The sequence below is a fragment of the Paenibacillus filicis genome (assembly GCF_038070315.1).
Classification (GTDB): Bacteria; Bacillota; Bacilli; order Paenibacillales; family NBRC-103111; genus Paenibacillus_G; species Paenibacillus_G filicis.
The window spans coordinates 145,666-159,916 of sequence record NZ_JBBPCC010000018.1 but is presented as its reverse complement, the minus strand read 5'-3'; the positions used below and the strand labels follow the sequence as shown (position 1 = coordinate 159,916).

General features: G+C 53.3%; 9 protein-coding genes, 2 pseudogenes, 1 riboswitch and 1 other annotated feature. All 11 genes and pseudogenes read left to right on the top strand.

All coding sequences use genetic code 11. The annotated features are described in order from the left end of the window. Window positions 1-532 (top strand): annotated as a pseudogene (locus WMW72_RS24715) (DUF58 domain-containing protein); the annotation flags it as partial. Continuing rightward, the gene (locus tag WMW72_RS24710; protein ID WP_341418244.1) at window positions 516-3,020 is read left to right on the top strand and encodes a transglutaminase-like domain-containing protein; all 2,505 of its coding nucleotides are present in this window, start codon (window positions 516-518) and stop codon (window positions 3,018-3,020) included. The pseudogene WMW72_RS24715 and the gene WMW72_RS24710, both read left to right, overlap by 17 nt. Before the next feature lie 221 nt (window positions 3,021-3,241). Beyond that, window positions 3,242-4,780, top strand: coding sequence for a glutamine-hydrolyzing GMP synthase (gene guaA / locus WMW72_RS24705; protein ID WP_341418243.1), 1,539 nt, complete (start codon window positions 3,242-3,244; stop codon window positions 4,778-4,780). Between the two features lie 599 nt (window positions 4,781-5,379). Then, the gene (locus tag WMW72_RS24700) at window positions 5,380-5,892 is read left to right on the top strand and encodes a hypothetical protein (RefSeq protein ID WP_341418242.1); all 513 of its coding nucleotides are present in this window, start codon (window positions 5,380-5,382) and stop codon (window positions 5,890-5,892) included. A 38-nt stretch (window positions 5,893-5,930) separates the two neighbouring features. After that, window positions 5,931-6,446: a hypothetical protein gene (locus WMW72_RS24695; RefSeq protein ID WP_341418241.1), complete on the top strand. Its 516-nt coding sequence runs from the start codon at window positions 5,931-5,933 to the stop codon at window positions 6,444-6,446. A 200-nt stretch (window positions 6,447-6,646) separates the two neighbouring features. Next, window positions 6,647-6,772, top strand: a pseudogene (locus WMW72_RS35680) (GMP synthase (glutamine-hydrolyzing)); the annotation flags it as partial. Window positions 6,773-6,961: 189 nt separating this feature from the next. Beyond that, a riboswitch (purine riboswitch) is annotated at window positions 6,962-7,062 on the top strand. A gap of 103 nt (window positions 7,063-7,165) precedes the next feature. Then, on the top strand, window positions 7,166-8,575 hold the full coding sequence (locus WMW72_RS24690; RefSeq protein WP_341418240.1) for an NCS2 family permease: 1,410 nt from the start codon (window positions 7,166-7,168) through the stop codon (window positions 8,573-8,575). Between the two features lie 219 nt (window positions 8,576-8,794). Next, window positions 8,795-9,166, top strand: coding sequence for a BlaI/MecI/CopY family transcriptional regulator (locus WMW72_RS24685; protein WP_341418239.1), 372 nt, complete (start codon window positions 8,795-8,797; stop codon window positions 9,164-9,166). After that, window positions 9,159-11,081 (top strand): M56 family metallopeptidase, encoded by a 1,923-nt coding sequence (locus tag WMW72_RS24680; protein ID WP_341418238.1) that lies wholly within the window; start codon window positions 9,159-9,161, stop codon window positions 11,079-11,081. Before WMW72_RS24685 ends, WMW72_RS24680 begins: the two co-directional genes overlap by 8 nt. A 3-nt stretch (window positions 11,082-11,084) precedes the next feature. After that, complete coding sequence (locus WMW72_RS24675; protein WP_341418237.1) at window positions 11,085-11,681, top strand: stalk domain-containing protein; 597 nt, start codon at window positions 11,085-11,087, stop codon at window positions 11,679-11,681. An 89-nt stretch (window positions 11,682-11,770) separates the two neighbouring features. Further along, window positions 11,771-12,042 (top strand) — a binding site (T-box leader). Between the two features lie 457 nt (window positions 12,043-12,499). Further along, window positions 12,500-14,116: a 2-isopropylmalate synthase gene (locus WMW72_RS24670; RefSeq protein ID WP_341418236.1), complete on the top strand. Its 1,617-nt coding sequence runs from the start codon at window positions 12,500-12,502 to the stop codon at window positions 14,114-14,116. Window positions 14,117-14,251: the final 135 nt, after the last annotated feature.

The window sequence follows — 14,251 nt, the reverse complement described above, 5'->3', positions numbered from 1 at the left end:
GGGCCGTGTTAGCGCGGCCCGAGGCGCCGTCGCGGGGCTGGCTGCGCTGTGGGCGGACCCCGCGCTGGCCGCGGCGGTCGAGGCCGCGGCAGGCATCGCCCGCGGAGCGCTGGAGCGCGGGCAAGGCGTGCGCCTGGCCGTGAGCGACGGCCGGACAGGTGCTGTGGAGGCGCCGCCGCATGGGCGAGGACGTCTCAAGCCTGTGCTTGCGGCACTGGCTGGTGTACCGCAAGCTTTGCCACGGCCCGAGGGCTTCGCCGAGCTCGTGGCCAGGGAAGCCTTGGCCGCCGGCGGTGCCGGGGTCACGGCCGTCACGGCCCGGCCGGATGCAGGCCTCGCAGCCGTCCTGCGGCGGCTGAAGAAAGGCTCCGTGCACGTGGTCTGCGTGTACGGGCCTTGGTGGCCCGGCGGCGAGGGCGCGCTAGGGAACTGGCGCAGAGAGCTCGAGGCGCAGGGTTGCGCGGTGACCGTTGTGCCTGCGGAGCGGTCCGGGACGGACCAAGGGGGTGCTGTCTATGCCGTTACCTCCTAGCAGGAACGGGAGCTCTCTGTTAGCTCCACGCCAGCCATCCGCAGCAAGGGGAGGACGAGGGCCCTCGTCCCCTAGACGCTGGCACGCAGCGGAGGTTTCCGGCCAGCCTGTGCGCCAGCCATCATGGCTGGCGGATGCGGTGCTCAGTCTGCTGCTGCTTCTGCTGGTGCTGGAATGGCTGTACCCGCTGCAGCAGCTAGCCGATATCACCGAGCTGTATGCGCTAGGACCCTTTATCGGAACCTTCGCCTGCTTTGTTCTGCTTGATACGCTGCGTTTCTCGTCTTGGGCTTCCTGGCTGTTCAAGACGATCTGGATGGTGGTGTTTACGGTATGGCTTCATCACGGTCAGAGCCTCCCCTCTCTGGAGGACTGGTCTTTATGGGCCCGGGAGTTTGCGGCCGATATCGGCGAAGGCCTGCGCGGCGAGCTCGGCGCTTGGGAGCCGTCTACCCGAACGCTGCTGTTTACGGCGGGGTGGTCGTTTTTTCTGTCCGTCGTGCAGTCACTGGTGCTGGACAGGAGACAAGTACATGGATTTGTGCTATTGACACTGGCTCTCCCTGTCGTACTGCAGACAGCCTTCGGGCTCGACGGCTTCCTAGCTGCCTGCCGCTGTGTGCTGCTAGGGCTACTGCTGCAGCTATGGCTCCAGCCGGGAATTTGGCAGCGAGGCTTGCTTCAGATCGGGTCGCATAAGTCGGCCTTGCTACAGGATACGCCTCAGGGCGCCAGCCGGGCCACATGGTGGTCGGGACTGGTTCCGGGAGGGCTTGTATTGGCCTTCGGCCTGCTCGGGGCGCTGCTGCATCCGCAGCAGGCGGTTCCTCTGGACTGGTCCCGGTATATGGCAGCATGGCAGAACGGCCTGCATGGTCTTTCCGCGCTGGCGGGGGAGCAGACACTTGCGCGCAGCGGGTACAGCTCGGACGACAGCCGGATGGGGCAGCCGCTGAAGCTGGATGACAGTCCGGCCTTTACCGCTGTCACCGGTCGTCTGACCTACTGGAGAGGTGAGACGAAATCCGTCTACACGGGTCAGGGCTGGGCCGAGCAGGAGGCCGGTGCGGCGACCGGCTGGGAGCCGTCTGGCCAGCGGACGGAGCCTCCGCAAGAGGGCTGGGAGAAGGTCCGGCAGAGCATCACGCTGGCAGACAGTTCCTTAAACCGAATCCTATTTGCCGGGGGGGAGCTTACCCGGATCGTATCGCTGCAAAGCGCACAGGGCCGCTCCATTCCGCAGGAATGGGTGTGGAGAAATAAAGTCACAGATCGTTTCTCGCTGCCCGCGATGACGGAGCCGCTGGCCGCCTATACGGTGGAGGCGCGCGTGCTGACCGACAGAGCCATGCTGCAGCGGGAGCCTGCGGCGATGATGCCGGAGGACGTGCGTGCCCATTATACGCAGCTGCCTGACACGGTGCCAGCCCGAGTGGGGGAGCTGGCCCGGCAAATTACGCAGTCCGCCACCGGGGATCATGCCAAGGCGGAAGCCGTCGAGACCTACCTGCGGGAGCATTATACGTACGATACGGTCCATACCCAGGCCGTAGGCCCGGGAGAGGATCTGGTCGACCGGTTTTTGTTCCACCAGAGGTCCGGCTATTGCGATCATTTCTCCACGGCTATGGTGGTGCTGCTCCGGGAGGTCGGCATCCCCGCACGCTGGGTGAAGGGGTTTGTTCCAGGTGAGGTGACCAGCACGCGGGTAGAGGACGGGGAGACTCAGTATACCGTTGAGGTGAAGCGCAAGGATGCCCACGCCTGGGTGGAGGTATATAACCCGGACTACGGCTGGGTAGCTTACGAGCCGACTTCGGGCTTTGCCGGAGCAGCCGGTTTGGCCGCGGACGCTCCTTCTCCGTCAGTTCAGAAGGAGCGGTCAGCAGGCCAGTCCCCGCAGATTGCGGGACCGGACTGGCGCGTGTCGGCATTCGAGAGTCTGAACAACCTGCGGCAGCACTTGGTCTCGCTGACCGGGCAGGTTACAGCTGAGCTCACACAATGGCAGCATGCGGCAGCGGATGCTGGCTCGCAGTTGATGGTGTGGCTGCGCCAGCATCCGCTGACATCGATCCTAGCGGCGGCCGTACTCGCGGCCGGGGCGCTTGTGGCTTCAATGCTCAAGCTCCGCCAGCTGTGGCGGAGGAGCTTACCTGAACCGCCGAACCGTCCGCGCGGTGCCACCTCCCCGGCTTTGGCATCCGGCCCCGGGCTGTTCTACGGCCTGCGCATGCTCGCGGCCCATCGGCTGAGCGAGCGGCTGTGGCGGCGGGTACAGCGCCGTTACGGGCGCGCGGAGCCCTGCCAGACGCTGCGCGAGTATATGGCGACGCGGCCGCTGCAGGGCGCGACGCAGAGCGAGGCGCTGCAAGCCTTCCTGCGGATGCTGGAGGCGCAGCGCTACGCTGACCCGTATGGGGATCAGGGTGGCGTGTCCCCTCACACATTGCGAGAGGCGTGGAGGAGTCTGCGCCGGAAGGGATAAGGGTAGTAACGGAGCTTGGAGGACTGCTGCCGCTTAAAGCGGATATGCAGTCCTTTTGGCATTCGGCGCGGGTTCATACGCTGATCCGTGAGGTTGCCAGATGCATACAGGTCGACGTCATTCGACACTTTTCGGTCAAAGCATTGCCCTTTATCGAGCGTAGCCTTATAATAGGTGTCATTGAAAAAACGAACGCAAAAAGCAGGAGGAACGAAAAATTCATGGACAAGCCGAATGAAATTATTGTGGTGCTCGATTTTGGCGGACAGTACAACCAGTTGATCGCACGCCGTATCCGCGACCTGGGCGTTTACAGCGAGCTGCTGCCGTATAACACGCCAGCCGAAAAAATCAAGGCGCTGCAGCCTAAAGGTATCGTCTTCTCGGGCGGTCCTGCCAGCGTGTACGGGGAAAATTCGCCGCTGGTTGATCCGGCTGTTTATGATCTGGGCGTGCCGATCTTCGGTATCTGCTACGGCATGCAGCTGATGGCCCATCAGCTTCAAGGCAAGGTTGAGGCAGCATCGAAGCGCGAATACGGCAAGGCCGAAGTTGATTTTGCCGATGCAAGCGGCTTGGCGCATGGATTGGACAAGCAGCAGACCGTATGGATGAGCCATAGCGACCTCGTCGTGCAAACGCCGGAAGGCTTCGTTGTGGATGCCAGCACGGAGCATGCGCCGGTGGCGGCTATGAGCCATGCCGAGAAGCGCTTCTTCGCGGTTCAGTTCCATCCGGAAGTTCGCCACTCTGTGAACGGTAACGAAATGATCCGCAATTTCCTGTATCAGATCTGTGGCTGCGAAGGCTCCTGGAGCATGACGACCTTCATCGAGGATACTGTACGGGAAATCCGCGAGAAGGTTGGCGACCAGAAGGTACTGTGCGCCCTGTCCGGCGGTGTGGATTCATCCGTCGTTGCTATGCTGGTGCATAAGGCAATTGGCGATCAGCTAACTTGTATGTTCATTGACCACGGCCTGCTGCGCAAGGATGAGGCCGAAGGCGTCATGGATACCTTTGTTGGCAAATTCGACATGAAGGTTGTCAAAATCGATGCCCGTGACCGTTTCATGGGCAAGCTGGCCGGCGTAGAAGATCCTGAGCAGAAGCGTAAGATTATCGGCAACGAATTCATCCGCGTCTTCGAGGAAGAGTCCGCCAAGTTCGATGACTTTGCCTTCCTGGCCCAAGGCACGTTGTACACGGATATCGTCGAAAGCGGTACGGCTACGGCGCAGACGATCAAGTCTCACCATAACGTCGGTGGTCTGCCGGAGGATATGAAGTTCAAGCTGGTGGAGCCGCTGTCCGCCTTGTTCAAGGACGAGGTCCGCAAGGTCGGCGAGGAATGTGGTCTGCCTGAGGCGATCGTATGGCGTCAGCCGTTCCCAGGTCCGGGTCTCGCAATCCGTGTGCTTGGCGAGGTGACAGAGGAGAAGCTGACGATCGTTCGCGAATCCGATGCGATCCTGCGCGACGAGATTGCCAAGGCTGGTCTCGACCGCGAGATCTGGCAGTACTTCACGGCGCTGCCGAACATGAAGAGCGTCGGCGTCATGGGTGACGGCCGTACGTATTCGTACACCGTCGGTATCCGCGCCGTAACTTCCATCGACGGCATGACCGCCGACTGGGCGCGTATTCCTTGGGACATCCTGGAGAAAATCTCTGTACGTATCGTTAACGAAGTCGATAACGTCAACCGGATCGTGTATGACATCACGTCCAAGCCGCCTGCGACGATCGAGTGGGAATAGGTTGGGAATGTTTAATGTCGTCAATCGCTCGGAAGCCTTGATGCATAAGGGTTTATGGCGATGACGGCATTGATATTCCACGTACACCTGCAACAATAGAGTGCAAAAAATTACTCTCTTTTATTTGCGTTGTTTAGCAAATAGAAGGGAGTATTTTTTATGATAAAAATCAACGAGCTAATTGAGGGTTTCAAGCTAAACCAAGAAATTTTGGGCAGGGAGAAGAGATATGTTGATCTTTGCTTATTCCGATTGCATCGTTGGGAAAAGTTCACAACCAAAGTGCTGGGTGTTACAGCGTGTAGTTTAGTTTTTGAATACTACAAGTATCGCAAGCTGATAATCCGATTTAACTATCCAAATTAATCAAGGGCATTCTCATGAGGATGCTCTTTTTTGTTGTATTTTTAAGGGTACTTGGGGTGGGTAAATATCTAAAATTTAATTGTGGTTTACAGGAAATGGGTGAAACTATTCTACTCCGCGAGGTGTTACTAAATATCACTCCGTTGGACAGGGCTTTAATGTTATAATGGACATATATGGAAATGGGTTTGGTGAAATGAATGATTTTATCTTGAAAGTAGTGATACATTTTAATGATTGATTTTCTTAGAAATAAGGGAATTAAGGCGTACAACGAAATTATCGAGATAGCAGAACAACCAAATCTCTTGTTCTCAAATGACAGTGGTCAGCACAATGCGGAAGCTAACTATAATCTTTACACCATTCATAAGCTAAACAAATTCATTAAGAAAGACAGCGTTTCAGTTTGTGAATTAGAAAAGGCTTTTATTTTTATTGAAAACTCATGGTCGGCGTATTTGAATAAGCACTTTATGGATAAAACTTTCCTTTTTTACATTTGGGGAGATTACCAGATACCTGCTATTAAGTTATCAGTTGTTTCCTTTTATGAGGGCTTAGTGCTACCTTTTGAATGTACCTTGAACAAGGTGAAAAACATACAGGACGTACTGATTCAATACAAAGAGAAAGCACAGTTTGATGGTATTACAATGATCGAAACGGACGAATCAAACTTAAATGATTACGAAACAGGAAGTGACTACATATTGACTGTATATTCAAGAATCATTACCTGTTAGATTAAAACATGATTTTATGAAGTATCAGAGGTGTACTGATGAACATTTATGGGCATGTAAAAAAAGCCATATATGAACTTGAGAATCATATCTTCAATCTACAAGAGGTTGATAATATTTGTGTTTTAGAAGGTATTAAGAAATCGTGGGAGTATTTGCAAAAATATATTAAGAATATCTACCCCGAGTTTACCAAGTTCTTTCAAGAAAATATTGAAAAGCTAGAAGTAAATGAAATCCTAATCACTAAAGATATGATTGAAGAAGCACACACTACTTTCAAGAGAATGAAAAAAGAACGAATTGATGTAAAGATATTTATGCAACGCTATATCTGGGTTATTAATGTATTGCTAATTTTTAACAAACCGTTTGAAGAATCTTGTGATATGTGTCAGGGTCACTTATTTTACTATTACAATGAGACGCATGTGATTAAGATTTGTAGAACATGTTCAATGTCATTTATGTTGAATGGTGAAGTAATTTCACCAAAGAATCTTTCTTCAAACTTAAGGCCTGCAAAGAAAAATGAATTATTGAAAGTGTTATAAAAGAATAATCATTTTCACCATACTGAAAGCAGGTATATAACAGATGCCTAAATTAATATGTAGATGCGGTTTTATTCATAATCTAAGCAGCATCCCTGATGATGGATTTTTGGTAATAAGAGATAAAGACTATGAACCATTACTTGAACTAGAAAACACAAGAGAAGTTCTAAAATAGATCAGAATTGCCGCGAAAACCCGACGGGGCGCGTATTCCTTGGGATGGTGGAGAAAATCTCCGTTCGTATTGAAACGAAGTTGAGAATGTGAACTGTATTGTGTACGATATCACATCCAAACCACCAGCAACGATCGAGTGGGAGTAAGCCAACTTCACGAGTAGAGTACTTCTTCATGCTGTATGAACGGAACCAACCCGTTCCGGCTTAGGCCGGGGACGGGTTTTGTTAATTTTGGGTCTTTCATCCAGTGACACGAACGAACTTGGCGAAAGTCTGCAGAATGTTCGGAAAATGCATTGACATTAAAAGGTCCCCCTTTTAGAATGAAGGAAGACAAGCAAAGAATAACCGTTTCGTATAATTCCGGGAATCGGCCCGGAAGTCTCTACGAGATCACCGTAAATGATCTGGCTACGAACAAGAAGGCGCGCATCGCGGAAGCTCCGCGGAGTGCACATTCTCGTGAGCCCGGACCTCTGGTAATCGGGCTTTTCGTCGTTGTTCTGAAAACACTCTTTCTGAGGGGGATTTTGGAAAATGGATCGTTTTTTCAAGCTGAAGGAGCACGGGACGACCGTGCGGACGGAAGTGATGGCGGGTCTTACCACCTTCATGACGATGGCCTATATCTTGGCCGTGAATCCGAACATTCTCAGCGCATTCGGCTCTGGGGCTACGGGTATGGACTGGACGGCCGTGTTCCTGGCTACGGCGATTGCGGCTGGGGTCGTCACGATTTGTATGGGACTGTTCGTGAATTTTCCGGTGGCACTGGCACCGGGGATGGGCTTGAATGCTTACTTTGCTACCGTCATTCTGGCATCTAACGGGAAGTTTACTTACCAGATGGCGCTTACGGCCGTCTTTATCTCGGGAATTATCTTTATTTTGCTTACCGTGACCAAGGTTCGGCAGATGCTGCTCGTCGCTGTTCCTGACAGCCTGAAGCATGCCATTACGGTCGGAATCGGGTTGTTCATTACGATTATCGGCTTGAAAAACAGCGGCCTGTTGACCGTGGCTGTCGAACTGGTCAATGATGTACCGAAGGGCAAATATACAGATCTGCTTTCCTTCGAAACGGTGTTCCATATCGGCAGCATGCATAATGTCAACGTCTTGCTGACCATTATCGGCCTGTTCTTGATCTCCATCCTGATGGTACTGCGCGTGCGCGGAGCGATTTTGTTCGGCATCCTGCTGACGACGGTTATCGGGATCTTCATGCACAATCCGGACGGGTCGGCCGTTGTTAATCTGGCGACGCTCACAAGCAACCAGACGACTTGGGTGCCGGATCTGACCAAGCTTGCTTTTGCAGACTTTGATTTCGCCGGCGTGATGAATGCGGGGATCATCTCGGTTGTCCTGACCTTTACGTTCGTGGAACTATTCGATACATTCGGTACGCTGGTCGGTACGGCCAACCGTGCCGGGATCATGAAGAATGAGACCGAAGGCCGCAAGCGTGTCGGTAAAGCGATGATGGTCGACGCCATCGGCGTCAGCGGTGGCGCGTTGGTCGGTACGAGCACGGTGACGGCTTTCGTCGAGAGCTCGGCGGGGATCGCGGAGGGCGGACGTACCGGTCTGACCGCAGTAACGACGGGTATCTGTTTCTTGCTGGCGATCTTCCTCGCCCCTCTGGCGGCGCTGGTTCCAGGTGCGGCTACGGCAGCGGCGCTGATCGTGGTCGGCGTGCTGATGATGCAGTCCGTCAAGGAAATTGACTTCTCCGATCTCGTGTACGGAATTCCGGCGTTCTTCATCGTAGCGTTCATGCCGTTCACGTATAATATCGCCAACGGTATTTCGTTCGGTATTGTCAGCTATGTCGTGCTTGCTACCACGGCCCGTCTCGGAGGCAAAGGCCAGTATAAGGTACACTGGCTGATGTGGGTGCTCGCCGTACTGATCGTGCTGCGGTATATCTTTATTACGGAGTAGGCAGGTCTGGCCCCCGCGTTTCTTAGACAAGGAACGATGGGCGAATAGGTTCCTATCATCATTCACTCGTATTGCCAAGGCTTCGGTGTCCGACACGTTCGGGCATCGGGGCCTTTTATGTTTTCCGTAAACGGAAAATGGATATGTATTGCTTTTCGTTTCTACAGTCTGTATAATAAAAAACAAGTTGTAGAAACGAAGTGAAAGAGAGGTGTTCCTATGCAAATTACGAAGGCGGAAATGGAGATCATGCAAGTCGTGTGGGAAAGCGAGCAAAGGGTAACCACCAAGGAAATCGCAGAAAAATTGCCTGATAAAAAAATAACGACGATTCTTACCCTGGCTGGCCGGCTGATCGACAAAGGCGCTCTGCATGCCATCAAGCTTGGCCGCTCCCATGCTCATGAATATTGGGCGGCCATAAGCGAAGCGGAATATAAAAAAATGCAGACGCAAGGATTCCTGCATACCATCCATAACGGTTCTGCAAAAAGCCTGATTAGTGCCTTATTCCAGGACGAGAATCTGTCGAAAAAGGATATCGACGAGCTCCGAGAATTCATTAACCGGGAGGCCGATTCTCATGATTAAATGGCTGCTGATGGCCTCCCTATCCGGCAGTATCGCCAGCCTTTGTCTCATCCTTCTTAAATCTAAGCTTGCCGCCGCATACGGCGGCCGCTGGTATTATTGTGTTTGTCTGTCGGCCTTGCTGCTGTTTCTGGTGCCGATCCCTATCCCTATCCAGCTGCCTGCCCTCCTTCCTCAGTCCTTAATTCCGGAACAGGGCCCAACTGGATGGACCGGAAACCCGGTTGCTGCGACAGAGACGAAAGCTCCGTTAGCGCCGGTACCTTCCGACCCAGTTGTAAAGGCGGAGACTTTTCAATCTTCGGCGTTATCGGCGGAAGCCTGGATCCTGGTTATCTGGATCAGCGGTTTTGTTATCATGCTAAGCCTCTACCTGTTCAATTACTTTCGCTTCAAGCGCCAAGCGCTCTCGGGCATCCGAATCGACAGAGTTGGAAAGCTGGATGTGCGGGTCAGCGATTACGTGCATTCGCCTATGCTGATCGGCTTTATTAAGCCTCAGATTGTATTTCCCAATACGAAGATGACGGTAGAGGATTACCAGCTAGCGTTGAAGCATGAATCGATTCACCATAAGCAAAAAGACGCCTGGCTCAAACTATTTGCCGTGATCGTCAATTGCTTGCACTGGTTTAATCCGGTTTCTTATATAGCCCTGGCCAATATAAGCGAAGCCTGCGAATACGCGGTGGACGAAGCCTTGTCCAAAACGATGAAGCCCGTGGATAAGAAGCGCTATAGCGAAATGATCCTGCATTTTGCCTCCCAGACTTCTCCAGCCTTGAATAGCGGCCTGGCTCAGCCCAAGAAACAGCTGTATCGAAGATTTAAGCTGATTATGAGCCGGGGTCAAGGTAGAGGCCGGACAGGGGTCGGCATCGGAGCGGTCGTCATGATCGTGGCCGTATCCCTTATCTCATCCTCCGTGGTATTTGCGAAAGCGTCCCAGCCGGTTACGGAGTTCAGTGGAGGCATTAGAACCTATTACAATGTAAACGATACGCTGGAAGGAAATGTACAATCGACGTTCGGAAAGACGAGAATGGCCGTATTTGTAGGAGAACTATATATCGATAAAAATGGGTTGAGGGTGGATTCCTTAAACCGCTCAGAGCCCTATTACAAGGTGGGCATGATGTGGAAGGATAAGTCCGACGCCGTCGTTGCCAGCATGACTCAACAAACATTGTCCGTACAGGATCGGACTGTAACGGTTGCTTTCGACGAGAAGGCCACGTCATATAAAGACGACAGCGTCATCAAAAAAATGATCACGAACCAAATTGATTTTGAATTGACGTACACCAACAAGAGATTGAATGATGATCATACGGCATTTATCGACGAGGTGATCCGGCGCGGGGTGTATGTGATCTATGAGGTGCTGCCCGCCAAAGCGTTTAAGTTCTCTATATTTCAGACAGAAAACGGAGATAGGAATGGCAGCAAGATGCTGACGGCCTATGACAAGAAGGCCAAAATGACGGATATTTTCAATGATAGCGTGAAGCTCCCGAGATCTGTACTCGACCGGGAGACGGACGGTTCGGAGGGCATTCAGCTCGGTAAGTCCTTTACGTTGAAAAGCGGTGAAACCTTAGCCTTCGACGTGAAAGAAACGACGGATATGTCCCCATCGGTTAGCCTGGCTGTCATCGATGAGGCGACGGGTGAAGTGGCATACTGGAATCCGCTAGCACGAAGCGGCACACGATCTATCTTTACGCCAGGAGAGAACAGGTTAAACCGCTCGTTCAAGATCATCGCAAGCGGAGAAGCTGAGGACACGGCGAAAGTCGAAATTTTCACCTATCAAACAGGGAAAGAGGAGATCGAAGTATCTCCAGCTTATGTTCCTCCAGCTAACTTACGTCCAGTCATCACGCTTCAAAAGGAAGTCCCGGTTAGAAAATAAAATATGAAACTGGAGTTGATACCGTTGTTCCAATCCAAATGGAAATATAGCGCCCTCAGCCTGCTCTTTGCTCTAGCCGTCGGCGGCAATACGGCGTATGCGGAGAAGGATTTTTTCTGGTCGGAAGCAGTACCACTACCCTCATGTTCCTCCAACACGAATGGAACTTCTAATATGGGAGTCGTGAGAGATGGCAAGAAGATCGTTCTGGAACTTCCAACGTGTGAGGAAGCCAGGAAGAACCAGGTCTTGGTCATGGTCAACGGGCAATATCTGCAAGTCCATTTCGGCGTAGAAGGATGGCCCTTTATCGAGAACGGGCGAACTATGGTTCCGCTGCGAGCCCTTGCCGACGCATTCGCGTTCGAAGTAGATTGGGAGGCGAGCGAACAGAAGATTACACTTACGCGGGAAGGCAAGAGCATCGTCATGCAGATCGGAAAGGCTGAGATGCAAGTTGATGGGAAGAAAGTACAGCTGGAAGAGGCGGTTCCTCTGATTAAAGGAGGAGTGACCTTTTTACCGGTCCGACAGATTGCGGAAATCCTCGGGATTGAAGTCGAGTGGGATGGGGAAACAAGGACCGCGAAGTTTAAATGAGGCAGCCCTTGGTCGGACATGCTGACGGGATTTTCGTAAATTCGGCTTGTTGACATTTCCAATTGCGCGTCATATAATTATTAACAAATCAAAACGCAACGAACGGGAACAGTAACCGGCAACCTATTCAGAGAGCTGCGGCATGGTGCAACGCAGTATAGGGAACACGGCGAAGCTCACCCGGGAGCGGCCAGACTGATGGTCCTGCGCGCAGCGCTGCACGCTTTATGTTGAGGACAGCAGGTTTGGACGGTTCGCCACCGTGATCAGGCCTTGAGCGGACTTTGTTCGGGCTTTGCTGCCCATAGGAACAAGGTCAACAAGAGTGGTACCGCGATAGGAACAGCCTGTCGTCTCTTATTTTAGAGACGGCGGGCTTTTTTGATTTCAACGAACCCTCGGCTCGACAAACCGAATACGATACACGCTAAGAACGGGAACAGTAAGCGAAATTCGCCTGAACAGAGAGCTGCGGGGTGGTGCGACGCAGCAGGGGAATCGTCTGAAGCTCGCCCGGGAGCGGCGGAATTGATGGAGCAGCTTGTCTTGAGTTCGTAAAGCCGGAAGGCGGAACGGCGAGCAGCATGCATGCCCTAGATTCTGACGGAGCAGTCTCCGTAATCAACGTCCAAGCGGGATTGACCTCAAGGCGGTAGTGCACGACTGCCGGGAGTGTGAATCCAACAAGAGTGGTACCGCGGCATTGGCCCTATACAGCCTGTCGTCTCTTATTTCCAAGAGACGCGGGCTTTTTTTGTTAGCGAAAATAGACATGTGACCCTTAAATAATAACCCCATTTCAAGGAGGACTGTTCATTATGGAACACCAACAAACACAAGGATCTGCACCAATTATCCGGCCGATTACGATTTTCGACACGACGCTGCGTGATGGCGAACAAGCGCCCGGCGCAACGCTGACACCGGCCCAGAAGATCGTGATCGCCCGCCAGCTCGCGAAGCTAGGGGTCGATGTGATCGAGCCCGGCTTCCCGATCTCGAGTCCCGGCGATTTTGCGGCTGTCCAGCAAATCTCCCGTGAGCTTCAGACCGTCGAGATCTGTGGCTTCGCCCGCGCAGTTAAGGCGGATATCGACGCTGCCGTCAAAGCGACGCAGGACGCCGGGCGGCGCAGGCTGCACATGTTCCTGTCCTCGTCCAGCATTCACCTGGACTTTCAGCTGAAGAAATCCCGCGAGCAGGTCGTTGCGCTGGCCCGGGAGATGGTGGCGTACGGCCGGCAGTTTGTCGACGAGTTCGAGTTCTCGCCGATGGATGCTACGCGGACTGGCGATGAGTTCCTGTTCGAGGTAATCGAAGCCGTCATCGAGGAAGGCGCGACGATGATTAACATTCCAGATACGGTCGGTTACGCACTGCCGGAAGAGTACGGCGCTATGTTCACCCGCGTGATGAAGAATGTCCGCGGCTCCGACCGGGTCAGGTTCAGCGCTCACTGCCATAACGATCTGGGCCTCGCGGTAGCGAACAGTCTGGCCGCCATCAAGGCGGGAGTCAGCCAGGTCGAGGTTACGATTAACGGGGTCGGAGAGCGTGCGGGCAACTGCTCGCTGGAGGAGCTGGTCATGGCGCTGGAGACAAGAAAAAGCGCCATGGGCGCGGAAACGGGCGTGAAGCCCGAGCATATTTTCGCTACGAGTCAAATGGTCAGCCGTGCGATGAGCTTCCCGATCGCTTTCAATAAGCCGATCGTGGGCCGCAATGCCTTCCAGCACGAAGCTGGCATCCATCAGGACGGCTTGCTGAAGAACCGCAACACGTATGAGATTATGGACCCTGAGGCACTGGGGATTCCACGCAGCATGATCATCCTCGGCAAGCATTCCGGCCGTCATGCGATCAAGCATCGGGTGAGCGAGCTGGGTGTAGAGCTGGAAGGCGAGCAGATGGAAAGCTTCTATGCCGCTTTCAAGAAAATGGCGGACCGCCAGAAGGTCGTCCACGATCATCAGCTGCTCGAGCTGGTAGGCGCTGCGGTCAATCAGGTGCTGGAGCCGTTCGCACTCAAATCGGTCCAGGTCGTGACTGGGGATGCCGGTCACCGGGTCGCATCCTGCACGGTTCGCGACGAAGCCGCAGGTCAGGAGCAGGTCTTCATCGGAACGGGCGAAGGTCCGGTGGAAGCAGTGGTTGCTGGAATTAAGCAGGCGCTGCCATTTGAAGCGGAATTCTCCGATCTGGAGCTGTACTCGCTTTCTTCGGGTGAAGAGGCAAGCGGAGAAGCGATTGTCACGGTGCTGGCTCATGGGCAGTCTTATCGGGGAGTATCTGCACAGCGGGATATTATTATGGCTGCTGCTCATGCGTTCATGGCAGCCTGCAACCAGGCGGCACGGGATTGGAAGCAGCAGGAGAACGTACAGGCAACAGGTACCGCGGACGGAACGCCACATGTCGAAATTACAATTCCATAACGGGTGATTACCAGATCAGAGGCTGTGGACAAAAGTTGTCCACAGCCTCTGTGCATAGTGTGAATAACTCTGAAAAAGCTCATGAAATCAAGACTTGGAAGATCAGGTTTTCCCCGGAGGGGTGGAATAACTTTC

Bases quoted from the DNA above. Each gene is read 5' to 3' on its own strand.
- guaA (WP_341418243.1), top strand. From the start codon at position 3,242: ATGGACAAGCCGAATGAAATTATTGTGGTGCTCGATTTTGGCGGACAG.
- WMW72_RS24690 (WP_341418240.1), top strand. From the start codon at position 7,166: ATGGATCGTTTTTTCAAGCTGAAGGAGCACGGGACGACCGTGCGGACG.
- WMW72_RS24710 (WP_341418244.1), top strand. From the start codon at position 516: ATGCCGTTACCTCCTAGCAGGAACGGGAGCTCTCTGTTAGCTCCACGC.
- WMW72_RS24675 (WP_341418237.1), top strand. From the start codon at position 11,085: ATGAAACTGGAGTTGATACCGTTGTTCCAATCCAAATGGAAATATAGC.
- WMW72_RS24680 (WP_341418238.1), top strand. From the start codon at position 9,159: ATGATTAAATGGCTGCTGATGGCCTCCCTATCCGGCAGTATCGCCAGC.
- WMW72_RS24685 (WP_341418239.1), top strand. From the start codon at position 8,795: ATGCAAATTACGAAGGCGGAAATGGAGATCATGCAAGTCGTGTGGGAA.
- WMW72_RS24670 (WP_341418236.1), top strand. From the start codon at position 12,500: ATGGAACACCAACAAACACAAGGATCTGCACCAATTATCCGGCCGATT.
- WMW72_RS24700 (WP_341418242.1), top strand. From the start codon at position 5,380: ATGATTGATTTTCTTAGAAATAAGGGAATTAAGGCGTACAACGAAATT.
- WMW72_RS24695 (WP_341418241.1), top strand. From the start codon at position 5,931: ATGAACATTTATGGGCATGTAAAAAAAGCCATATATGAACTTGAGAAT.